Origin of the sequence: Arachidicoccus terrestris (assembly GCF_020042345.1) — a bacterium.
GTDB classification, from domain to species: domain Bacteria; phylum Bacteroidota; class Bacteroidia; order Chitinophagales; family Chitinophagaceae; genus Arachidicoccus; species Arachidicoccus terrestris.
The window spans coordinates 4,830,324-4,851,918 of record NZ_CP083387.1 but is presented as its reverse complement, the minus strand read 5'-3'; the positions used below and the strand labels follow the sequence as shown (position 1 = coordinate 4,851,918).

22 protein-coding genes are annotated in these 21,595 nt (G+C 42.4%); 14 read left to right on the top strand and 8 right to left on the bottom strand.

Annotated features, from left to right (window positions below):
• The first annotated feature begins 6 nt into the window (after positions 1-6).
• Positions 7-1,599 carry a SusD/RagB family nutrient-binding outer membrane lipoprotein gene (locus tag K9M52_RS18845; RefSeq protein WP_224069991.1) on the top strand — a complete coding sequence of 531 codons (1,593 nt, stop codon included), beginning with the start codon at positions 7-9 and terminating at the stop codon, positions 1,597-1,599.
• Positions 1,600-2,483: 884 nt separating this feature from the next.
• Here the strand turns inward: K9M52_RS18845 and K9M52_RS18840 are convergent.
• Positions 2,484-2,696, bottom strand: a complete 213-nt coding sequence (locus K9M52_RS18840) for a hypothetical protein (RefSeq protein WP_224069990.1) — start codon at positions 2,694-2,696, stop codon at positions 2,484-2,486.
• A gap of 455 nt (positions 2,697-3,151) precedes the next feature.
• On the opposite strand from K9M52_RS18840, the gene K9M52_RS19245 reads away from it, so the two are divergent.
• From K9M52_RS19245 to K9M52_RS19235, 3 genes are read left to right on the top strand one after another with little or no spacing between them, the layout of a single operon-like run.
• Positions 3,152-3,418, top strand: coding sequence for a transposase (locus K9M52_RS19245; RefSeq protein ID WP_394369828.1), 267 nt, complete (start codon positions 3,152-3,154; stop codon positions 3,416-3,418).
• 20 nt (positions 3,419-3,438) lie between these two features.
• Positions 3,439-3,966 (top strand): hypothetical protein, encoded by a 528-nt coding sequence (locus K9M52_RS19240; protein ID WP_394369827.1) that lies wholly within the window; start codon positions 3,439-3,441, stop codon positions 3,964-3,966.
• On the top strand, positions 3,950-4,318 hold the full coding sequence (locus K9M52_RS19235; protein ID WP_394369826.1) for an integrase core domain-containing protein: 369 nt from the start codon (positions 3,950-3,952) through the stop codon (positions 4,316-4,318). The genes K9M52_RS19240 and K9M52_RS19235 overlap by 17 nt, the downstream gene beginning before the upstream one ends.
• 27 nt (positions 4,319-4,345) lie before the next feature.
• Here K9M52_RS19235 and K9M52_RS18830 read toward each other — a convergent pair whose 3' ends face one another.
• Complete coding sequence (locus K9M52_RS18830) at positions 4,346-4,687, bottom strand: winged helix-turn-helix transcriptional regulator (protein ID WP_224069989.1); 342 nt, start codon at positions 4,685-4,687, stop codon at positions 4,346-4,348.
• A gap of 99 nt (positions 4,688-4,786) precedes the next feature.
• Here K9M52_RS18830 and K9M52_RS18825 point away from each other — a divergent pair, with 99 nt between their 5' ends.
• The gene (locus K9M52_RS18825) at positions 4,787-5,401 is read left to right on the top strand and encodes an FMN-dependent NADH-azoreductase (RefSeq protein ID WP_224069988.1); all 615 of its coding nucleotides are present in this window, start codon (positions 4,787-4,789) and stop codon (positions 5,399-5,401) included.
• Between the two features lie 226 nt (positions 5,402-5,627).
• On the opposite strand, the gene K9M52_RS18820 is transcribed toward K9M52_RS18825, so the two are convergent.
• On the bottom strand, positions 5,628-6,689 hold the full coding sequence (locus K9M52_RS18820) for a tellurite resistance/C4-dicarboxylate transporter family protein (RefSeq protein WP_224069987.1): 1,062 nt from the start codon (positions 6,687-6,689) through the stop codon (positions 5,628-5,630).
• Positions 6,690-7,145: 456 nt separating this feature from the next.
• Between K9M52_RS18820 and K9M52_RS18815 the strand changes: the two genes are divergently transcribed.
• Positions 7,146-7,625 carry an SRPBCC family protein gene (locus K9M52_RS18815; protein WP_224069986.1) on the top strand — a complete coding sequence of 160 codons (480 nt, stop codon included), beginning with the start codon at positions 7,146-7,148 and terminating at the stop codon, positions 7,623-7,625.
• Between the two features lie 108 nt (positions 7,626-7,733).
• Positions 7,734-8,348, top strand: coding sequence for an SRPBCC family protein (locus K9M52_RS18810; protein WP_224069985.1), 615 nt, complete (start codon positions 7,734-7,736; stop codon positions 8,346-8,348).
• A gap of 23 nt (positions 8,349-8,371) precedes the next feature.
• Here K9M52_RS18810 and K9M52_RS18805 read toward each other — a convergent pair whose 3' ends face one another.
• Positions 8,372-9,055, bottom strand: coding sequence for a type 1 glutamine amidotransferase domain-containing protein (locus K9M52_RS18805; RefSeq protein ID WP_224069984.1), 684 nt, complete (start codon positions 9,053-9,055; stop codon positions 8,372-8,374).
• A gap of 950 nt (positions 9,056-10,005) precedes the next feature.
• On the opposite strand from K9M52_RS18805, the gene K9M52_RS18800 reads away from it, so the two are divergent.
• The 5 genes from K9M52_RS18800 to K9M52_RS18780 all read left to right on the top strand — a co-directional run bounded on the left by K9M52_RS18800 (position 10,006) and on the right by K9M52_RS18780 (position 13,989).
• Positions 10,006-10,971: an SRPBCC family protein gene (locus K9M52_RS18800; protein ID WP_224069983.1), complete on the top strand. Its 966-nt coding sequence runs from the start codon at positions 10,006-10,008 to the stop codon at positions 10,969-10,971.
• A gap of 406 nt (positions 10,972-11,377) precedes the next feature.
• Entirely contained in the window at positions 11,378-11,524 is a 147-nt protein-coding gene (locus K9M52_RS18795; RefSeq protein WP_224069982.1) for a RagB/SusD family nutrient uptake outer membrane protein, read from the top strand.
• Between the two features lie 372 nt (positions 11,525-11,896).
• Positions 11,897-12,232 (top strand): HipA N-terminal domain-containing protein, encoded by a 336-nt coding sequence (locus tag K9M52_RS18790; RefSeq protein ID WP_224069981.1) that lies wholly within the window; start codon positions 11,897-11,899, stop codon positions 12,230-12,232.
• A gap of 88 nt (positions 12,233-12,320) precedes the next feature.
• A complete protein-coding gene (locus K9M52_RS18785; protein ID WP_224069980.1) occupies positions 12,321-13,154 on the top strand; it encodes a HipA domain-containing protein in 834 nt (277 codons plus the stop codon).
• Positions 13,155-13,578: 424 nt separating this feature from the next.
• Entirely contained in the window at positions 13,579-13,989 is a 411-nt protein-coding gene (locus K9M52_RS18780; protein ID WP_224069979.1) for a VOC family protein, read from the top strand.
• A gap of 375 nt (positions 13,990-14,364) precedes the next feature.
• Here K9M52_RS18780 and K9M52_RS18775 read toward each other — a convergent pair whose 3' ends face one another.
• The 4 genes from K9M52_RS18775 to K9M52_RS18765 all read right to left on the bottom strand — a co-directional run bounded on the left by K9M52_RS18775 (position 14,365) and on the right by K9M52_RS18765 (position 16,744).
• Positions 14,365-14,619 (bottom strand): hypothetical protein, encoded by a 255-nt coding sequence (locus tag K9M52_RS18775; protein ID WP_224069978.1) that lies wholly within the window; start codon positions 14,617-14,619, stop codon positions 14,365-14,367.
• 213 nt (positions 14,620-14,832) lie between these two features.
• Positions 14,833-15,318: an Rpn family recombination-promoting nuclease/putative transposase gene (locus K9M52_RS19060; RefSeq protein WP_262902413.1), complete on the bottom strand. Its 486-nt coding sequence runs from the start codon at positions 15,316-15,318 to the stop codon at positions 14,833-14,835.
• A gap of 11 nt (positions 15,319-15,329) precedes the next feature.
• Positions 15,330-15,842 carry a PD-(D/E)XK nuclease family transposase gene (locus K9M52_RS19055; RefSeq protein ID WP_262902412.1) on the bottom strand — a complete coding sequence of 171 codons (513 nt, stop codon included), beginning with the start codon at positions 15,840-15,842 and terminating at the stop codon, positions 15,330-15,332.
• A gap of 335 nt (positions 15,843-16,177) precedes the next feature.
• Positions 16,178-16,744, bottom strand: coding sequence for a hypothetical protein (locus tag K9M52_RS18765; protein WP_224069977.1), 567 nt, complete (start codon positions 16,742-16,744; stop codon positions 16,178-16,180).
• Positions 16,745-17,157: 413 nt separating this feature from the next.
• Here K9M52_RS18765 and dinB point away from each other — a divergent pair, with 413 nt between their 5' ends.
• The gene (gene dinB, locus K9M52_RS18760; RefSeq protein ID WP_224069976.1) at positions 17,158-18,297 is read left to right on the top strand and encodes a DNA polymerase IV; all 1,140 of its coding nucleotides are present in this window, start codon (positions 17,158-17,160) and stop codon (positions 18,295-18,297) included.
• Between the two features lie 18 nt (positions 18,298-18,315).
• A complete protein-coding gene (gene dnaE, locus K9M52_RS18755; RefSeq protein WP_224069975.1) occupies positions 18,316-21,249 on the top strand; it encodes a DNA polymerase III subunit alpha in 2,934 nt (977 codons plus the stop codon).
• The last annotated feature ends 346 nt before the right edge of the window (positions 21,250-21,595 follow it).

Below are 21,595 nucleotides of genomic sequence, written 5' to 3'. Positions count from 1 at the left end.
ATAAGAATGAAACAATTAATATTATTACTGTTGACCATTATAATATTTGGTTCATGCACCAAAAATTTTGAGGCCACTAATCAGGATCCTAACCAAATCTCCGATGAGTTACAAACTCAGGATAATAATCTGGTAGGGGGGCCTATTTCCGGCATGTTATATAACCTCAATGGTGGACAAGTCGAAGAGGATCTGTGTCAGGATAACTGGATGGGTTACATGGCTACCGGGACTGATTTTGTCGGTAATTCCAATAATACGACCTATTACATTACCTGGAATAATTACTGGGGAAGGGAATACGGGAGTGTGATGTCTCCGGCAAAGCAGGTGATTGAACTGGCCGCAAAATATAATTTACCCATTTTTGCGACCTGGGCCAAGTTCATCAAGATTCTGGGGATGTCAAAATTAACGGCCGTCTATGGCCCGATCATTTATTCGAATTATGGCAGTAGTGATTCAAAAATACTGTATGACAAAGAATCCGATCTCTACGATCTGTTTTTTAAACAACTAGATACGATTCAGGCTACCTTTGCAGCCAATATGGACTATCAAGGTTTTAAGAAATTTGATGCTATTTATAATGGCAGTATACCGCAGTGGATGAAATTGGTCAATTCTATTCGACTCAGACTAGCCATTCGTTTGTCAAAAGTGGCCCCGGATGTCGCCAAAACACAGGGTGAAAAGGCCATGAAGGATCCAGCGGGGCTTATAACGACTAATAAGGACAATTTCTTGAATTCTTTATTAGGTAATATTCTGCCTTTGGCGCAAATTTGCTTCCAGTGGGATGATACCAGAATGGGCGCTGTGATGGAATCCTTTATGGGGGGGCTGAAAGATCCCCGGGTAGCTTCCTATTATGCACCTGTATCTGATCCAAAACTGTATGCGGATCATCCAGACTTTCCTTACAAAGGGATCCGCAACGGGGCTTATATCAATACCAAGGCGGACCATATTGCGTTCTCCAAGGCGAATGCTAATTTTAATGATCCTCCTAATGGAGGTAATACCACCACTAGAAGAGATTTTACCGCAGCCGAGGTGGCGTTCTTAAAGGCAGAAGCTGGCCTCAGAGGCTGGGCTGGTGCGGGTGACCCTAAGGAGAATTATGAAAACGGTGTGCGGCTCTCCTTTGCCGACTGGGGAGCAGGTGGCGTGGATGGGTATCTGGCAGACAAAACAAGTAAACCGCTTAACTATGTAGACCCCGTCGATTCCCGTAATAATTTCACTTCTTTATCCACGATTACGGTTGCCTGGAATGATGCAGATAGCAAGGAGCTCAAACTGGAGAAAATTATCACCCAGAAGTGGATTAATAATTTCACTAACTCTTTAGAATCCTGGGTAGATTTCAGAAGAACGGGATATCCCAAAATTCCACATGTTGCCAAAAATACCAGCAGTGCCGACTGGGGTGTAATACCGGCAACGGAATGGATCAAGCGGATGCCTTATCCTAATGCAGAAAGAATTGGTAATCCAGATGGAGTGGCTGATGCGGTCACGAAGATGGGGCCAGGTGCTAAGGATGATATTGCCACCCGTTTATGGTTCGATACAGGCAATCCTGCCAATTTTTAAGGCGAATTATCTAAACACGCTAAATAGTTGCCGTTAACGGGGACGCGAAATTTAATGATGGATGGTCCCGGTCGGCGAACTACGGAATTAGACCCTTGAATACAACACAGACATGCCGGGCATGCCGCCGCCTAACAGTTGATTTCCTGTCATGATTAGAGTGCTAGGAATTGAAATAAAAGCTACGGCGTGCCCTTCTTTAAATTTCTGAAATGAGCTTCATTTTAATTGCAAAAATTGTTCTTCTATCTTTATGCATCCTGTTGAACCTGCCGCTTACTCAGCAAGTTATTTAATTTTTAAGCCTTAAAGCAAATATCTCTTGTTCATGCTGACCTCTGGTCATAGGAATGTCAGCAAAAGTATATATCTTACCTGAAAACGTAAATGCGCTTATTGAGTTATGCGTAATTACTGAAGTAGGTTACGCCTCCGGTGATGGGCGCCGTCTGGTTATATGTCTTGAAAGCCCGGCAGGATTTTTTAATCAATTCGTGTTGCGGTATGTCGGTCATGGGCATTCAGCGGTGAGAAAATGGGCTGCCTGCAACGGATCATTCAGGAAGGCTACGTTTCCCCATTTGTTTTAATCGGGAATATTCGTTTAATTAGCGGCGGGCGCCAAGTTCTAGAGGCGTTTAAACGGATATTGCGTTCGGAAGGTTGTTACTATAATGCATCCTGACACATTGCCTTCGTAGAGAAGCTCATTTAAGGAAGTCCCTTCCAACATTTCATGTCGAAATTAGAGCCCTACCTGCTGTTTAGCCTGTTGATCATATTTTTATGATTAAAGACGAACTGAAAAAAGGTAATGGTAGAAACAATTGATGGCGCTTTGCCCTCTTTTGCAATTGAGGTCGTTAGCTACAAATACCTGCCGATTAAAAATTCAAACTTTCTGTGGCAAGAGCCGATGAAGTTTTCTCTTTCAGATCCACTTTAACACCGATTTTTTTGTCATTTATTTTCCCGGTATCCACAAATCTGATTCTAGGCTTAAGATACATTATCGTCATCGCCAAGATTATAATCCAGGCAAGAATTTGCCCATAATTAGGTGCTTTTTTTGTTGTGGAGCTGATATCTTTTTTCATGCTTTCTTAATAATGTTTAATTTTTGAAACCATGTGCGTGTTACCCAGGATTGAAACTCGAGTCTAGATCGATTGCACAGTTCTAAATATGTAACAACTTTATTAAAAATTTGTCTATTAAGCTTTGTCAACGTCGCGCTTTTTTGATCTTTCGCCTCCTCATAAATTTTAGACCGATTCAAAAAAGTACCGGCTTAGGAGAGAGGGTTAATCCCAATGACATTCATGTTAATTATCTCCACCACCGATACTAGATTGTTGATCCTTAATCTAATCCTACATCCTTATTTCCGTTACAAAAATATCGAAAGCGGTAATTGTAAATTGTAGTTTATTTTGGAAAAAAATGTAGTAAAATTACGACGCAACACGTTTAGCTATACAGACTGTAAGCTCTCCCGTAAATAGAACGAGTTATGATTAGACAAAATCGTTTAATTTTAAACCGTTCAAATATGAAGAAAAATCAATTTATTGCGACTCAGATCGCGAGTATTTTAAAGGAGCTTGACGGCGGCAAAAGTGCGGAGGAAATAAGTCGTGAGCGTGGCGTAAGCAAAGCGACGCTGTATAACTGGCGAAAAAAATACGGAGGGATGGAAGCCAGTGAGATGAAGCGAGTTAAAGAGCTGGAGGAGGAAAATGCCCGCTTAAAGCGTATGTATGCCAATCTGGCCATGGAGCTTGATGTCGCAAAATACATAATTGAAAAAAAGTTGTAAAGCCTTGCCATAAAAGGGCTTTGGCAGAAGAAATCCGTAAGGAGCTGCCAAAATCAGTGAGTAAGGCTTGCCGGGTTCTCGGCTTAAGTCGAAGCGTATTACACTATAGATCGATCAAGGATGACAGCACTTACGTAGATTTGCTTCGTAAGCATGCAGAAGATCATCCTCGTGAAGGATTCTGGAAGGCTTATGGCCGTATCCGCAATCAGGGTGTAGTCGTGAATCATAAACGGCTATTTCGTATTTATCAGCAAACAGGCATGTCCCTTCGTCGAAAATATAAACGGCGGCTTCCTAACAGAGAAAAGCAGGCATTAGCCGCTCCGGATGCTTTTACACAGGGCTGGAGTATAGACTTTACCAGTGATGCTCTGAGTAATGGAAGGAAGTTTAGAAGTTTTAATGTTATTGATGATTATAACCGTGAAGTGCTATACATAGAAGTAGACTACAGTTTAAAAAGTAGCCGTGTTGTATGGGTATTAAACCACCTGATTAACCGCTACGGCAAATCCCAAAAGTATCCGTATGGACAATGGCCCTGAATTAATCGCAGGATTAATGACCCATTGGAGCACAGTAAATAACATAAGCTTTCAGTATATCCAGCCTGGCAAACCCATGCAGAATGGCTATATAGAACGATTTAACAGGACTTACAGGGAGAATGTACTGGATGCCTATATATTCGGGTCTCTGGACGAGGTAAGAGATATTACGGATGAATTTGTAAAAGACTATAACCACGACAGGCCACATGACGCCTTAGGCGGTCTTCCACCGGTTAGGTACCGGGAAGAAAACGGCCAAAAATTGATTGGGGGCGAGTGTAGCGGAGGCGTAGCCGGAGCGGAACGAGCCCCCAATCAATTTCCCCTGGAGAGGGAAGAAGTCTAAACTCAAAAGGTTCTGTTTATGGGAAGCTTACATTCCTGATATAATACGATTTCTATGTTGAGTGCCCCATTTTTCCATTGCAGTCAGGACCTCCGTCAATGTTTTAGAATAAGGGGTTAACTCATATTGAACGGTAACGGGTTTGGTATGACAAACCTGTCTGCTGACCAGGCCGTTCATTTCTAATTCCTGTAGTTCTTTGGAAAGAATACGGGGTGAAACACCTGCTTCCCTTGACAATTCATTAAACCCTCTTTTTCCGCCAACCAGCACAGATATTAAGACGAGTTTCCATTTTCCGCCCACCACATCTAAGGTATCTCTTATCGCCAGCTTTGCTTTTCTGCAGTTTTCAACTGTCTGATTCATAGTATACTATTCTTTTTGTAAGTACTATCCTTTTTGTAATAGATACCAAAGGTATAGTGTTAATTCGGAAATTTGCCCAAGAAATTAAAAAGATAAATAATGAAAATTTTAAGACTAGAAACCAGTTTCAACGGTGAGGCATCAAAAAGTTATCAATTAGGCAATACCATTGTAGAAAATCTGGCGAAGAGTTATTCTGAGATCCAGGTGCTGAGACGTAACCTGGTCGAGCGTGAGATCCCGCATTTAAACGGCCTCCATTTTACCGCTTTTGCAACGCCGGTAGAACAGCTGTCGGAGGAATTGAAAACCGCGATTCAGTACTCCAATGATTTCATTGAAGAATTGATGCAATCGGATATAATAGTTATCGATGTTCCCATGTATAACTTTTCAATTCCGTCGTCATTAAAGGCCTGGATAGATCATATAATAAGAGCTGGCGTAACTTTTCGATATAGCCAAAGCGGTATTGAGGGGTTGGTAAAAAACAAAAGGGCTTACCTGGCGATCGCTTCCGGCGGTGTCTATTCAGAAGGCGCCCTGAAAGATTTTGACTTTACAGAGAAATATCTGAGAAATATTCTGGGCTTTATCGGCATACAAGACCTAGTTGTCTTCAGGGTGGAAGGTGTTGCGCTTCCTGACCTCAAGGAAACTGCCATGCCTAAGGCTATTAAGGCCGTAGAACAAGCATTTGAATTTGTAACCTAAATCGAAAAATGCTGTCATAAAAGGCAATTTAACTCCCTGGTTGGGGCGCTCTCTATTGTTTTGGCTTCTTATTGCTTTCAGCGATCGGAAGCAGACTCTAAATCAGAGCGCCTTTACACAGGCTTCATTTTTAGACTGAATGCCACATCCAGGATCACAGAGGCGAGCGTATATCAGGGACTTTAAGGAACAGCTCACAGCTGCTGTTATCTTTGAGGGTGTCCTATTAAGAGATAGCCCCGTTTATTTTGTTCTTTTCTAAAAGATGTCTGATAAGCCCTGTCATAACTGCACACCATGTGGCCATTGCAATGAAGATAAAATAGTCGGGGATGATCTTTAAAAAGGCCAGATCCAGTGTTTCAGAAAGCCGGTAGGTGCTCGCGGTATACATCCCCAGAGGAAAGACAAATGCCCAGTATGTCGGGCTATAACCGCTGGCTGTGATGGGCGTTTTTACTTTCCGGATGACATGCCGCCAGATGCCTAGCAGGATTAAAAGCGGAATCCACCAGGTTCCTGCAGACCAAAACAGTAAAGTCAATCCTTTAATAAAAGGAGTTAAGGCGACGATCAGATGAAATTCGTGGCCGTTTAAAAGGAGCAAAGAACCGGCTAGTGCCGTAATGGCCGTGGCGCCCATATTGATCCAATAGGCAGCACCCAGATCCCGGGCATGTAATTCGAAAAATGAGATCCTGTAAATAATGAGTGACATCAGGTAGAGATAGAAAACACTACCGGTAAAAAATAAACAAGTTGCAATAAAAAGCCCGGTTTCGCTCTGATTTGAACAATAGATAATAAGTACGGCGATTGCCTGTATAGAAACGACACTTAACAGCCAGCTGCCACTAATGCCATCTTTCAGACTTTTCTTCCGGTTGGTGGTCGTTACAAAGAAAAAGAAACCGTAATTGACAATGATCCAGGTCATAACAGCTACAGTCAATATAACTTGCCCCAGCGTCTGCCAACTATTAAAGAGAATCACCTGATTGCCGATCATGCACATAGCTATAATGAAAGTGAAGACACCCGGCCCTTTTTCATAACTCATAAAGTCTTTTATAAAGAGAGGCCACTCCACTAATAACCTTCGCAACATAAAAATGAACAAAACGATAAACAGGAAAACATCTGTATAATATAAAAGCCAGGCCAGCCAGGTATATCCCTCTAATAAGGCCGCAATAGATAAAATGCCGGTGGCCATAACCATCGCAAAATCAATAGGAGAGAAATAGTGTTCTGCTCTTGTCCATATATTATTAGATGACTGCTTCATTATTATTTTGCTGGAAGTTTATAATTTAATCCTTTCTCTTCTTGCTGCATCGTCATTTCTTTGACCGCAGTATGATTGGCCATACCGCTTTTTAACAACGGATATACAGCCTATTTTCGTGTATGTTAGGTTTAGGGGGGTCTTTAGTTGATAAATATAACATAATGACGAGTTTATGCATAGCAATTTAATGAATTTCTTCGTTAGTAGAACGAATACTGATTAGTTATTAGAGGCGCTTGTGAAAAACGTCCAGGCAACCGGTGGAACAGGGCTGATTCCCGAAAGCACACAAGCCGTTTTTACTTTATTTAACTGCTTATTGGATCTATTGCTCAATTTGGAAGCCCTATTGTCCAAATCGACCCTTCAAAAAGTCTGTTTTGCCACCCATTCAACCGGCAACAAGATAATAGCTTTGTAGTGTAATCATATTAATTATTAAAAAAAAAAGCCATGAAGAAGCAAGATTTTACGCGCGTCTATCTAATAGATCAGACACCAGAAGAGATATTTAAATCCCTAATCGATGTCCGGGGCTGGTGGTCGGGTCTATTTTCTGAAGAGATTGAAGGTCACTCCGACAAGCTCAATGAGGAGTTTAGCTTTCGGGCCGGAGACGGCATCCACTACTCTAAACATAAATTGGTGGAACTCACTCCGAACAAAAAGGCTGTCTGGGTCGTTACGGATAGCAGTCTTTCTTTTCTTGAAGATAAGGGAGAATGGATCGGAACAAAGTTGTGTTTTGAGATTTCAAAGCAGGGCGCCCGGACAGCGGTTCGATTTACGCATCAGGGCCTGGTTCCTGGGATTGAATGTTTTGATCGCTGCACCAGCGCCTGGAGCCAATACCTGGACAAATTTCTGTTGCCACTCGCAAAAAAATCTGAGGAGTCGAACCTGCATAACGATACTGCGCCGTCACATTTGTGAGCCTCAGATGAAGCAGTGTTATTATCAGCTCTGCTTTTGCCTCCTGGGAGGTATGTCCTATGATAGAAAATAAAATAACTATAATCGTCAAAAATTAGAAAAATGAATATGCAAAGTAAAAGATTCCATATAATTGGTGTTATAATGGCTATGCTCGCGGCTTGTTTTGGCGCCAATGCACAGCAAGCGGTTAGTACTGAAAATTCAGTCGACGTAAAATTTAGAAAAGCGCTTGACCAAAATTTCCGGACTACGTTTCTGGTGGATCAAAGCCGGGAGCAGGTCTTCAATGCGATTAATAATGTACGTGGGTGGTGGTCAGAAAGCATTGAAGGAGCCACAAATCAGCCTAATGCGGAATTTTTGTATCATTATAAAGATGTTCATATCTGCAAACTGAAGATAGTTACGTTCATACCAGGTAAAAAAGTGGTATGGCTGGTACTGGATAACTACTTTAATTTTACGCAGGATAAAACCGAATGGAAGGGAACGAAAATCATCTTTGACATATCAAGAAAAGGCGGAAAAACCCAGCTTCAATTTACGCACGAGGGTTTAGTCCCTCAATACGAGTGTTATAAGGTCTGCCATGATGCGTGGACGAGTTATATCCAGGGTAGTCTGAAAGATTTAATAACCACAGGCAAGGGAAAGCCTAACAAAAAGGAGGGCGGCCTCAATGCTGAGCTCATAAAGAAATGGGGGCTGCAGCCCAAATAACGCAGTCTGACAATTGCTCCCATTTATCTATTCAGTTGTTCCATGACTACTTTTGCCATTTGCTTTGAGCTAAAGGGGTTTTGCCCCGTAATCAGATGGCCATCCACCACCACATTGGAGGTCATGGGTATGAATGCTTTCTTATAATGAACTCCTCTTGCTTTGAGTGCCGCTTCAAGATTAAAAGGCACTTCTTTTTTTCTGCGGGCGATCGTTTCCTCAAACCAGTCGAATCCGGTGATGGTTTTGCCTTTGAGCAGGTATTCACCGTCCGAAAGCTTTACATTCAACAGTCCGCCTACACCATGACATATGGCGGCGACCAGTCGGTTATTTTCGTACTGATCCTTGATGATCGCTTGTATATGAATATCATCCGGAAAATCATACATGGTGCCATGCCCGCCGGTAAGATAAACACAGTCAAAATATGGGTCTGCTATTCCATCAAGAGGAGCGGTCTGCTCGAGCAATGCCATAAAACCCCTGTTTTCAAAGTACTGTTTAGAGACTTTATCTAGTACAAAGGGCTTCAGGCTTTCCGGGTCGATCGGCGTATTTCCGCCTCTGGGGCTGGCAATAGTTATTTTATAACCTTGGCCGGTGGCGCTATGATAGATGTGGGTGAGCTCGCTTAGCCAGAGCCCGGTCGGCAGTTGTCCGCTGGCATACCTGTCGACATTGGTAACGATTATGAGAATTTTCATCGATTTGTATTTTTCGTTTAAACTCTACTACGCCTTTCCGGTAGATGGTGCATTTAACCTTCGGAATAGCAAATTTAACAAATCAAAGATCACTCTTTTTCTTGGCTTATCACTATTATGTTATGATAAGCCGCTGACGTGATGCCTCATCAAGATATTCATCACGATATATTTTTAATCGGCATATGGTCCGACTTTAGGCGCGCCGCCATTTGAAACTGTATGATTCGCCTGTACTAAATGAGCCATATTTTATATTAAAGGTTGTTTTAATTTGTTTGGTAGAGCGAGAAATAGCGATGCATTAATATGTGCGACAAATCCCAAATTAGTTTTTTAATAAAAAGAATTTGAGTGTCTAGAAAATGAATTAATATTGTGTCGGGAGAAATGATGAGGTTAAAGCGGATTGCCGGGATGTATAACAATCCCTGCAACCAAATAATAGCAAACTTGCCATAACCCTATTTTATATGTTGGACTAGCAAATATTGATAACTGGCAAAACCAGTGTTAAGTAGAAAAGAATTCGCTTTTCGCAGCGTTACCGGAATCACGGTAAAAGAAGTTTTGCCTTTGTTGAATAAAACGAGCGTTTATGAAGAATTTGGTTTTTGCAGTGGCTGCCGTGTATCGAAATACAAAATCCTTCCCGATACGGAATAAATAAACATTCTTAAAGAACAGCGATTCGTATCGGGGTATTTAGTTTGTTCATAAGAAACTTCGAAATGATGAAAAGAGCATGTTTTGGCATAATTGCTTTTATTCTACTGATTAGTTGCAAATCAAATACTGAAAATGAAATCGTATATAAGATTTCTCAAGAGTGTGCTTACTGCTATAACAAGTAGGTTATTAAAGTTGCATGATGAAATAGTTCTATGCAAAAGGTAAGATGTCAAAAAAAAATTCTTAATTGAAAAGTATTTTTTCAAAATAAACAACAAATGATGAATAGACCCTGGCTAACAAAGATGCTTATTGTCATCGGTATACCGACACTTTATGCGATCATCTTAAGGCTGTTCTTTGGAATCGAAAAATGGAGTGATTTATTTTCAGTAATGTCTGTTTCCTTCTTATGCTGTCTACCTACTATTGTGGGCATATTGACAGTCTATTTTTCCAGTGAGGAAAAAGTTCGAAATATTTCTTATCGGATTTTTGTTCCTTGGATACCGATTTTTATTTTTTTCATTATTACACTTCTGGTTTCGTTGGAAGGTTGGGCCTGCTGGCTTATGATTCTGCCTTTATTTCTTATTGCAGCCTCTATAGGTGGATTGATTGGTGGCTATTTTAAACTACGCAAAAGACGTACGAAAGCATATATTTCGTTGATTGTCTTACTTCCTTTCTTTATGTCACCGATAGAAAGCCTGATCGGAGCAATTCCAGGCACATATGAAGCCGATACATACATTGATATTCATGCACCCGCAGATAAGATATGGAGTAACATAACCAGAGTCGGAGAAATCAACCAGAGACAGGATAAGGGTTGGTTAACAAGATTATTAGGTATGCCGAGACCGGTTGAGGCGGTTCTTAACTATAACGGCGTAGGTGCAACAAGAGAGGCAAAATTTACCAAGGGACTGGTATTTCATGAAACGGTATCTGAATACGTCGATAAAAAGAAAATGGTATTTTCTATTAAAGCTTTTCCTTATGAAATACCCTCAACAACTATGGACGAGCACATTGTCATTGGAGGGAAATACTTTGATGTATTAAGCGGAACCTACGAACTGGAGAAGTTAGATAATAAAACTTACAGGCTTCATTTATTCAGTCATTTTAAGCTAACCACCACAATTAATTTTTATGCAAGTTGGTGGGCCGAGTGGATAATGAAGGACATTCAAAATAATATCCTTCAAATAGAAAAAGAACGAGCGGAAAAGAGTTGATACTAATGGGCAGAAAAGTCCGGAAATCAGTTATATTTTTTTCGCTGAAAATAGTTTGTAACTAATTGGAGCTTAAATTACAGGGGTCTTGAGTTAAATTTTTATAATACTTTTTATTGACGGCAAAATTACGAGGACTGCAAACCTTAGTTTTTAAAAACATTTCTATCATGGACTATCTGTTATCGAAAATAAAAGAAGGCGATAATCGTGCTTTCAACGAAGTGTTTTACCTCAATTGTTCTGTGTCAGACGATCCATGTCCCCCGAAAATTCGCTGTTATGAGGCCGTAATAGTCCTAATGAAATTTTGTTACTCGTAATAAAGTGGCAAGAATAGTCATTCCCTTTTGTCGTCTGGCAGACGACTATATGATTTTAGCGGAAGCGGAAAATCAGCTTGGATATGCGGAGCCAGCCACAGGATGCGCTGAACATGTTGAGAAACCGGGCCGGCCTGCAACCTATCGGAACGCTTTTCAAACAGATCATGCAGCAAGGGACTATGGGTGAAAACGCTATTGAATTTGCCGGTGAGTTTTGCCGTAGTTAGGATCTCCAAAGATCAAGTAAGTTAATAGAAGCCGTAAAATCTGTCGCGGAGGTAACCCTGAGGGGGCTGCAAGCATCAATGAACATTATCTTCTTTATCCAATTAATTCTGATGAACTTATTAAAAACACAAATCTGACAGAGAATGAAGGATATTAGGATGTAGGTTTTATCCGTGAACAAAAAGCCTGCGGGGGCTGTCAGCTTTTTACGCTTCCGTAAGCCGTTGCTGTATTGGGTGTTATATCGGCTCTCATGTAATTGAAACTGTGCTCCTATATATATATAAAAAGACACTTCGATTAGATAAAGTAAACGATGTGTTGGCCTTGTTTGGTAAAGAAATCGGAGTAGTTGATCAAAATGGAGACTGATGGCACGTCAAGCAAAAATATATTTTCAAGGCAATTTAGCTGGCTATTTAGTAGAGGGTGATAATGGATATTCTTTTCAATATTCACTTGAGTATCTGGCAATGAAAGATGCAAAGCCTATCAGTCTGACCCTCCCCTTATCAGAAAAGACGTATCATAGTAATGTGCTTTTCCCATTTTTTGATGGTTTGATTCCCGAGGGCTGGTTACTGGAAATTGGAGAAAAGCACTGGAAGCTTAATCCTCGTGATCGTTTTGAATTATTAATTAACCTTTGTAGAGATACAGTTGGTGCTGTTGCAGTCTATCCGGTGGAGGCGGAGACGCATGAATAATTGTCTGTTTTGTTATAAGTCTGTTGAAACAGGAGAGTATCACGCTGCGTGTTCCAGGAAGTTTTTTGGAACCTCGCAAATTCCGGTTTTGGAACTCGATCAGGAGAAATTAAATATCCTGGCGCAATTTATTGTTCATGAGCGAATGGCTATAACAGGAGTGCAACCTAAAATATCACTTATACTAAATGGAGAAAAGGGGAATAAGAGATTGACATCGGTGGGGCTATGGGGAGACTATATCCTCAAACCTGACACTGCAGACTTTCCTTGTGTGCCTGAGGTTGAAGATTTGACCATGCACTTAGCTGCGTTATTTAACATTGAAACAGCCAAGCATGCGCTGATCCCTACTTCGACTGGTCAGCTGGCTTATATTACGAAACGGTTTGACCGGCAGAAAGGAAAGAAAATCCATACAGAGGACTTGTGTCAACTGTCCGAATTACTGACAGAGCAAAAGTATAAAAGTTCGTATGAGCGTGTCGGAAAGCTGATCAGGCAGTACGCGACAAATTCAGGGTTAGTTGTTATACAATATTTTAGGCTCGTATTATTCAGCTTTTTAACGGGCAACAATGATATGCATTTGAAGAATTTTTCCCTGGTGCATACTGAAAAGGGTATTTTGATTGCGCCGGCGTACGACCTCTTAAATGTTAATCTGGTTTACCCCGAGGACAAGGAAGATCTGGCGTTGACCTTAGGGGGCCGTAAAAGAAAAATCAAACGTTCGGATGTCGATCTATTTGCTCAGAATATAGGTATTGCTAACCCCGTCAGGGATAATATTTATAAGGAATTTGCAAGATGCGCTAAGCAAGTCGATGATTGGATTGAAAGAAGTTTCCTGACAGATGCCTATAAAGAGAACTATTCATCAATTGTGACCAGGAAGCTGAAGCAAATTGACTTGTTATAAAATAATGCGATTTGGATAGTTTTTTGTGCATTTCGTAGACAGCTGTCATGATATAGGTATATTATATTGTTTCGTGAATTACTGTAGGCGTTTGCGAGAGGCTTTGGGCAATGAAAGCTAAATAATTATTAAATCGGGTCTAAATCGGCATCGTACAAAGTCCAAATTACATGGGATCAAGTATCTTTATTTATATCAATTTTGTGGTGTACCGCTCAATAGCGGGCTAAAGTTATAAATCTTAATGACAATTGCCTTGCTAGAGGAAGGGCATTGTTGGCCTTGTTTGTTTTTTGCGGGATATTGGGTATGGCGCAGTTGTAAACAGCGGCCCCTCCGGGACTCATGGTCTATCTCCGGAGCGACATATATTGATGAATAGAACAGAAAATCGGATCCTAACAATAAAATTAAATTAAGTAAAATGGCAAAACAGATTTTTATCAATTTGGCGGTAAAGGACCTTCAGAAATCGATGGATCTTTATACCGCTTTAGGATTTACCAATAATCCACAGTTTTCTGACGATGTAGGAAAGTGCATGGTGTGGAGTGACACCATTTTCGTCATGCTTTTGACGCACGAAAAGTTTTCAAGCTTCACCACTAAGCCTATTGCCGATACAAAGTCGAATATAGCGGGACTTTTTTCTCTTTCAACAGACAGTGTAGACGAGATGAATAAGATTATGGCAGACGGGTTAAAAGCGGGCGGCATCGAACCTAATGAAGTAAAGGATTATGGGTTTATGCAACAGCGAACCCTTGAAGATTTTGACGGACACACCTGGGAAGTTTTTTATATGGACATCTCGAAATTCCCGGCGGAACAGTAAACGAAGAGTTAGAGGCCATACTGGCCTTTTGACATCGATCGTCATTCAATTTACAGGTTAAAATTGTAACCTGGGGGCTACCAAGAGTGATTAATTGTCTTTTAAGGGTGTTGGGCACTGCCGAGATTTTTGAGTCACATCATAACACTAACACATCCATATCGGGTTGCTGAAGTTTGCCTTTTAAGTTCGCAACAGCTATAATGGCCCTGGAAAACTGGGCATAAGCTGAATGATCCCTTCTGTTTTGCGACACCACTACCAATGCAATTCAGCAGTCAAATCAGGGGAGGAGGGTTTACCGGTGGCTCCTCCCTGATCTGCTGGCCCACGCGGCTAAATCAGCTTTAGACACCGATGTTTCAGTTATCGCATCTAAACTGATAAAATTGATTGTGCCTGTTTTTCACTGATCCCAAATAGCGCTGCTATTGACGACGGCGTAACTTTGAACCATTTGGGACGGTTTTGGATGAATTTCCGGATGGCTTCATCTCTGGATTTTGCGAATGCTTTTTTGTATGCTTTTTTGTATGCTTTTGCATATTCTTGTTTTTGACGGTCTTGCGCATGAAGTTCCGAGATAAAATCCATTAGTTCTTCCATAGGATATTTGGGTGCTGTAGACATATTTTTTTGTTTGTTCTTAAGTGTTTTATATGCTTGTCCGTTAAGTCGACTGTAATGCTCAGATGCCGTCACATCGATTATGATCTAGCGTTTAGGTTTTTATTGGATGTTGGCGGTCAAATCAGAGGAGAAGCTCTTACTGATGGCTTCTCCCTGATCTGCTGGTCCCGTCGGCTAAATCAACTATAGACACTGATGTTTCAGTTATCTCATCTAAACTGATAAAACTGATTGTGCCATTTGTTCATCAACACCAAACAGCGCTGCAATGGACGCTGCCGTAATTTTAAACCCTTTGGGACGGTTTTCGATGAAATTCTGGATCAATTCTGCTTTCCCTTCAACTTTTCCTTCTGCTTTGGCTTCTACACATGCACGTTTTTGACGGTCTTGCGCGTGAAGATCCGAGATAAAATCCATTAGTTCTTCCATTTTAGTTCTGTTTAATTTGTTAGCAATTTCAATAACCCTTTCAAAATAACTACCCCTTAAAAAATCGGGTGTCTTTTTCAACTTATGAAAATTGTTCAATAGGTAAATCCATTTATATCGTTCTGATGAGCGCTCTGGTGTCACCTTTTTTGCTTTTTTCAGATCAGCCAGCATTTTGAAGTCCTTACCGGTCAACATATCACCGTGATCTGCAATGTTGATGCTCGCGTATTCATGCAGATAATCGGTCGGGCCTTGCTTGTACAAATTAAAATTCGCTATGCCCAATACAAAGACCGGAACCTGGTTATAGTCCCATTTACTACCGGGAATGGCAAACGTTGCCCGAACCTCCCCTCATACAAGGAGATTCTTTGGCTATAGAATTCCTGTCTCCGCCTTTGCATTTCCGTTAGGAAAACAGCCCCTGTCTTCGGGTCTTGCCAGACAACATCCGGATTGACTGTTCTGGTGTCAACAGTGCTGGCTGTTAAAGGGGGAATGGCCGGTGTCAGATCACGGATAGTGGTTAGGTGCCCCCAGAAGGCTTTGTGAAAGGGTAGTATGACTTCCTTTTTATACTGCTCGCTGCCCAGCAGTAGTTTGAAAACAAGATCCTTCTTGAGGTCTGCACGTTGTCGATTACTGAGCGGTCGAGCGGCAGTCTGTATGGATCCAGCTTCTTTCTTATAACCTTTTAAGGAATCTGGTCTTTCCTGAACCTCATGACTGGTCAGTTTTCCCCACCTGTTAACATACATTCCATAGGAACCGGGGTGTTTTTTGGGCATACATAAGGCATATCATTCGTAGTGCAATAATTTTATACCAGACACTGTCAAAGTGCCTGCTGTTATAAAAAATGGTAAATCCGGCAATAATTGTAGGCTAAAACAATCAGCAGCGCATTTTGATGGATGGCGACCATTCAATGTTTGCTGCTGGAACAAAGATAATACAGTTTTCATTGAAATACCTAAAAAATGACAGAAAACTTCCCAAAAAAGATAAAAAAGTTAGGCGCACGCCAATGACAGAAAATTTGCCGCAACGAGTGCAATCATCAAACCGGACCTATACGGGTGATGAAACGCTTCTTAATCGGCCGGAGCGGTTTTTTTTGATCTTAAACAAAGTAGTGCCGGAAAATATAGACAAATTCATAGAGGATGAACAGGATGGGTAGCAGGTATTGAAACCGGATATTGTTATAACGGATGCCCGCCAGGCATAGCAGAATGTGTATGCCGTTACGGATAGGGTATTCCCGGTGCAGGGTATAAAAATAATCTTTTCCCTTTAAGAGGGTATCTGCAAAATCCATGACAAAAACAGTGATCAGAAAGGAGAAGAACCAATGCTTTCTTGAAAAGAAATAGTCTTTGAAGCCTTTGTATTCACTGATGGAATCTGGAAATATCAGGACGCAGAGGGCAAAATACATCGCGGTATACAGGATAAGAAACAGGTATTCCAGAAAGTTCCAGGTCGCGACATCCCGCAGGCGGGCTTCCCACCACCAGAAGTGAATGATGAGCAGGAATGCATAAAACACCCAAAGCAGGTGCAGGGGGTATGGTTTGAAGATTTTGTTATGATCGATCAGCTTGACGCTGTTTTTTAGCAGCTGTGCCACACTGAAACCGAGTATGATACTGATCATCGTCCTGACGTGTGTAAAAGTCTCTTCCATGTCCACTGGTGTTTATGAAAGTAATATATATAACGAATATAACTATTTTATGGGATTTTGCCTAGTCTGCAAGCGATAAAGTGCGGCGGTATACCATATCCGGCGGAGCTTTAATTTAGTAAACAGGGATAAGGGGCATGCCTTTTTCCTATGGGAACCAGCTCTCAGGAATTGTCTTAGGGTTAATATCAAAACAAGATATTCAATTGATTGGTCATCAACAATATTGTAGAGGTTTATTAATAAAAAATATCTGTGTTTGACGATCAATTTATTATATTTTATTGGGCCATATTCATTTAAGTGCTAATAAAATTAATTTTGTTTACTAAAATTATTTTCTGAGCTTCGCAGCAGGAATGGTTCTTTGAGAACCGGTGTTGCGGTATTATGAATGCCAAAATAAATGTAGCATGGAACGGCAAATCGTGCATTGTGATCTGGATACATTCTTTGTGTCGGTGGAGCGGCTCTTAAACAGTGAGCTGATTGGAAAACCTGTTCTTGTGGGCGGTTTTTCCGATAGGGCCGTTGTCGCTTCCTGCTCATATGAGGCCAGAAGGTTTGGCGTGCATTCGGCCATGCCGATGCGGCTGGCCAGGCAGCTTTGTCCGGAGGGTATTATCGTGCGGGGTGATCACGATCAATATAGCCGGTTTTCCAGGATCGTCACCCAAATCATAGAAGAAAGGACACCGGTGGTAGAGAAGGCCAGTATTGATGAGCATTACCTGGATATAACCGGTATGGATAAATTCTTTGGTTCCTGGAAATGGGCCAGGGAGCTGAGGCAAAGGATCATCAAGGAAACGGGTCTACCGATCTCTTTTGGGCTCTCGGTGAATAAAACGGTGTCTAAGATCGCTACCGGTGAAGCCAAGCCCTGTAATGAGAGGAAGGTGGACAGCGGAGGGGAAAAGCCTTTTTTGGCGCCGCTTTCGATCCGTAAAATACCGATGGTAGGAGAGAAGACCTATCTGCAGCTGCGTAATATGGGTATTTCCAGGATTCAGACCTTACAGGAAATGCCACCGGAAACCATGCACAGGGTACTTGGGGCGAACGGCGTTTCCATCTGGCGGAAGGCTAACGGGGTAGATGAAGCACCCGTACTTCCTTACAGTGAACAAAAAAGCATGAGCAAGGAAAACACTTTTGAACGTGATACGATTGATATGACCCGACTCAGGCGTGTGATCGCCGGGATGGTTGATGAACTGGCTTTCGATCTGAGAAGTGGAAAAAGGGTAACCGGTTGTATCACCCTCAAGATCCGCTATTCCAATTTTGAAACTTTTACCAGGCAACTGAAAATCGGCTATACCTCGTCAGAAAAGATCCTGCTGGAAAAAGCCATGCAACTCTTTGAAAAGCTGTATTCCAGAAGAATGCTGATCCGGCTGATCGGGATTAAATTAAGTGATCTGGTCGGCGGAGCCTATCAGATAGATCTGTTCAGCGATGTAGAAGAAGAGCTTAATCTGATGCAGGCCATGGATGGCATCCGGAGCCGTTTCGGCAGGGATAAAGTCATGCGGGCTTCCGTTTTTTAATAAAATCAGGGGAATAATATGCTATTAAATGTTCATAGTTATTACAGTTTACGCTACGGGACGCTGAGCCTGGAGCAGATCGTTGAGGATATGATGGCCCTGGGCTATGAGAACGCGGTGCTGACGGATATCAATAACAGCTCCGCAGTACTGGATTTTATAAGGCTTACCCGGGATAAAGGCCTCAATGGAATAGCAGGTATGGAATACCGCAATGGCAATGAACTGCTCTATATCGGTATTGCCAGGAACCTGGCAGGCTTTAAACAGTTAAATGAGCTGATGACTGGGGCCAATAGAGAGAAAAAGGCGCTGCCCGCCGTTGCACCGGAACTTCCGGATGCATTTGTCATCTATCCTTACGGCAAACGGGCGGTGCCTTTGCTGAAGGAAAATGAATTTATCGGTATCCGTCCGGGTGAGCTGAGTAAAATCCGTATGGAACCCGTTTCGAACTATAGTAAATATGTTTGCTTGTCGGCTGTCTCGTTTCACAAAGAGGATTATAGACTTCATTTGCAACTGCGCGCCATTGATCATAATATCCTGATCTCACAGCTGCAAAAAGAACAGGCTGGGTGTAGGGATGAGGCCATGATACCAAAGGAGCAGCTTTTGCAGGCCTACAGCGATTTTCCGAGGCTGACTGATAACACCCGTCAGCTGATCCGGTCCTGTAGTTTTAATTTTGATTTTGATGAAGTAAAGAATAAGAAGACTTTTACCGGTAACCGGTCTGATGACAAAAGGCTATTGCATAAATACGCCATGGACGGTTTTTACAGGCGGTACGGGAAGGACGATAAAACGGCTTTTGACCGCGTTCAAAAAGAGCTGGACATTATCGACAATCTAAACTTTTCCGCCTATTTTCTGATTACGGATGATATCTGCCGTTATGCCAGAACAAGAAATTATCACTATGTCGGCAGAGGAAGCGGCGCCAACAGTATTATTGCCTATTGTCTGGGCATAACCGATGTGGACCCCATCGCGCTGAATTTATATTTTGAGCGTTTTTTGAATCCGAAACGAAAAATACCACCGGATTTTGATGTGGATTTTAGCTGGAATAACCGGGATGATATATATGACTATATCATGCATCGCTATCAGGCGGGCCATGTGGCGCTCATGGGGGCGACAAGTACTTTTCGCTCCAGAAGCAGTATCCGGGAGCTCGGCAAGGTCTATGGCCTGCCGAAGGCTGAGATTGACCGGCTCATTCATGAGCCGGAGCATACAGCGAATAAAAACGAGGTCACGGATATGATACTTTCAGTCTATCAGCAGATGGCTGATTTTCCGAACCAAAGGACCATTCACGCTTCAGGCGTATTAATTTCTGAACGCCCTATGACCAGTTATTGCGCTCTGGATTACCCGCCCAAAGGACTGCCGACGGCACAGTTTGATATGTATGTGGCGGAGCAGATCGGTTTTGAGAAGTTTGATATCCTTTCGCAAAGGGGGATCGGGCATATTAAGGACTGTAAGGAGCTGATTCGGCAAAACCTGGGGGAAATTGTCAGCACGGACAATCCGCGTCGTTTTTTCTCCGATGAAAAGATGGCTGCCCAGCTAAGGTCGGCTAACACGATTGGCTGTTTTTATATTGAAAGCCCTGCGATGCTGCAACTGCTGACCAAGCTACGATGTGATAATTATCCGACGCTGGTGGCAGCCAGTTCGATAATCCGCCCCGGGGTGGCTGCCTCCGGCATGATGAAAGCTTATATTGAACGGCATCTCGATCCGGATAAAGCGGTTTATCCGCATCGGGTATTTAAAGAGCAGCTGCAAGATACCTACGGGGTGATGGTGTACCAGGAAGATGTTATGAAGATTGGTCATCATTACGGCGGGCTGGATCTGGCCGACGCGGATGTGCTTAGACGGATGATGAGCGGCAAGACCCGCAATACGGAACAACTGGATGCCATTAGGGATAAGTTTTTTGATCACTGCCTGAGGGCTGGCTATCCGGATACAACCTCTAAAGAGATCTGGCGGCAGATGGAGAGCTTTGCCGGGTATTCCTTTAATAAGGCCCATAGTGCTTCTTTTGCCGTGGAAAGCTACCAGAGTCTCTTTCTGAAAACCTATTACCCCAGAGAGTTTATGGTGGCGGTTTTAAATAACTATGGAGGCTTTTATCAGAGAAAAGTGTATGTCAATGAGGCTAGAAAGGCAGGCGGCGTGATTGGCCTTCCCTGTGTTAACAGAAGTGTGCTGGGCGCCTCTATTTCGGGTAAGGATATTTATCTGGGTTTTGACTCGATACTGAACCTGGAGGGTGACTTGTCGGCACGTATCGCTGAACAGTGGCTCCGTGGTGGAGACTATACCAGTCTGGAGAACTTCGCGCTCCGAACGGGCGCCGGGCTGGAGCAGCTCATCATTCTCATCCGCTCGGGGGCTTTTCGCCATATGGGTACCGGAAAAAAAGAGTTGCTTTGGGAGGCGCATTTACTCCTGAGCAGCTATAAGCCGCAGCGGCAGGCCAGTCTTTTTGAAAACACCGCAAAAAAGCCGGTGTTGCCCAAACTGGAAACCAGCCTGCTGGAAGATCTCTATGATGAAATTGAACTGCTGGGATTTCCCGTGTCCGGCAGTATGTTCGACCTTTTAAAAAGCGATTACAGGGGAACGGCGAGCGGAAAGGATTTAACAGGCCTGGAAGGGCTGACCGTCCGGGTTGTCGGTGATTTTGTCTGCGATAAGCAGGTGCGTACCAAAACCGGAGCGGTCATGAAGTTTGGGACTTTTCTGGATGTGAACGGTGATTTTATAGATACGATCCATTTTCCGGCGCAGTTAAAACAGTTTCCCTTGCAGGGTAACGGCGTGTACCTGATACAGGGTAAAGTGGTGAAGGATTTTGGATGCGCGGCCATTGAGGTTGAAAAATGTGCCCGTATGCCGTTAAAGCCGGATCCCAGGAGTATATGATGTGTATTGTTACATATAAGAATTCAGTGGCCGCGAATTTGCAGGAAAATTGATCTCTATTGATTTATATTTACCTTTGAGCTATTCGGGTTGCTGGCTGGAAGAACGTAGACGGATGAACCATTAATGCTACGCGGAGATATTGAGAAAATTGCCGATAAGAAGAAAAGATAGCCCTTAAGCAGGGCAATTAAGTTTTCATAAAAAACTATAGTTATGACAAACCGGGAGAAGTTTTTGGCACTGGTGTCTGAGGACGAATCGAACACCATGCAGTGGGCCAAGGAACAAAATGCCAAAGGGAAATTAAGAAGAGCCGCGCAAAAAATTTAAATTTTAATTTTGA

What these genes read in the sequence shown, in the direction of transcription:
- K9M52_RS18845 (WP_224069991.1), top strand. Translation starts at nt 7, where the DNA reads ATGAAACAATTAATATTATTACTGTTGACCATTATAATATTTGGTTCA.
- K9M52_RS18840 (WP_224069990.1), bottom strand. Translation starts at nt 2,696, where the DNA reads ATGAAAAAAGATATCAGCTCCACAACAAAAAAAGCACCTAATTATGGG.
- K9M52_RS19245 (WP_394369828.1), top strand. Translation starts at nt 3,152, where the DNA reads ATGAAGAAAAATCAATTTATTGCGACTCAGATCGCGAGTATTTTAAAG.
- K9M52_RS19235 (WP_394369826.1), top strand. Translation starts at nt 3,950, where the DNA reads ATGGACAATGGCCCTGAATTAATCGCAGGATTAATGACCCATTGGAGC.
- K9M52_RS18830 (WP_224069989.1), bottom strand. Translation starts at nt 4,687, where the DNA reads ATGAATCAGACAGTTGAAAACTGCAGAAAAGCAAAGCTGGCGATAAGA.
- K9M52_RS18825 (WP_224069988.1), top strand. Translation starts at nt 4,787, where the DNA reads ATGAAAATTTTAAGACTAGAAACCAGTTTCAACGGTGAGGCATCAAAA.
- K9M52_RS18820 (WP_224069987.1), bottom strand. Translation starts at nt 6,689, where the DNA reads ATGAAGCAGTCATCTAATAATATATGGACAAGAGCAGAACACTATTTC.
- K9M52_RS18815 (WP_224069986.1), top strand. Translation starts at nt 7,146, where the DNA reads ATGAAGAAGCAAGATTTTACGCGCGTCTATCTAATAGATCAGACACCA.
- K9M52_RS18810 (WP_224069985.1), top strand. Translation starts at nt 7,734, where the DNA reads ATGCAAAGTAAAAGATTCCATATAATTGGTGTTATAATGGCTATGCTC.
- K9M52_RS18805 (WP_224069984.1), bottom strand. Translation starts at nt 9,055, where the DNA reads ATGAAAATTCTCATAATCGTTACCAATGTCGACAGGTATGCCAGCGGA.
- K9M52_RS18800 (WP_224069983.1), top strand. Translation starts at nt 10,006, where the DNA reads ATGATGAATAGACCCTGGCTAACAAAGATGCTTATTGTCATCGGTATA.
- K9M52_RS18795 (WP_224069982.1), top strand. Translation starts at nt 11,378, where the DNA reads ATGCGGAGCCAGCCACAGGATGCGCTGAACATGTTGAGAAACCGGGCC.
- K9M52_RS18790 (WP_224069981.1), top strand. Translation starts at nt 11,897, where the DNA reads ATGGCACGTCAAGCAAAAATATATTTTCAAGGCAATTTAGCTGGCTAT.
- K9M52_RS18780 (WP_224069979.1), top strand. Translation starts at nt 13,579, where the DNA reads ATGGCAAAACAGATTTTTATCAATTTGGCGGTAAAGGACCTTCAGAAA.
- K9M52_RS18775 (WP_224069978.1), bottom strand. Translation starts at nt 14,619, where the DNA reads ATGTCTACAGCACCCAAATATCCTATGGAAGAACTAATGGATTTTATC.
- K9M52_RS19055 (WP_262902412.1), bottom strand. Translation starts at nt 15,842, where the DNA reads ATGCCCAAAAAACACCCCGGTTCCTATGGAATGTATGTTAACAGGTGG.
- K9M52_RS18765 (WP_224069977.1), bottom strand. Translation starts at nt 16,744, where the DNA reads ATGGAAGAGACTTTTACACACGTCAGGACGATGATCAGTATCATACTC.
- dinB (WP_224069976.1), top strand. Translation starts at nt 17,158, where the DNA reads ATGGAACGGCAAATCGTGCATTGTGATCTGGATACATTCTTTGTGTCG.
- dnaE (WP_224069975.1), top strand. Translation starts at nt 18,316, where the DNA reads ATGCTATTAAATGTTCATAGTTATTACAGTTTACGCTACGGGACGCTG.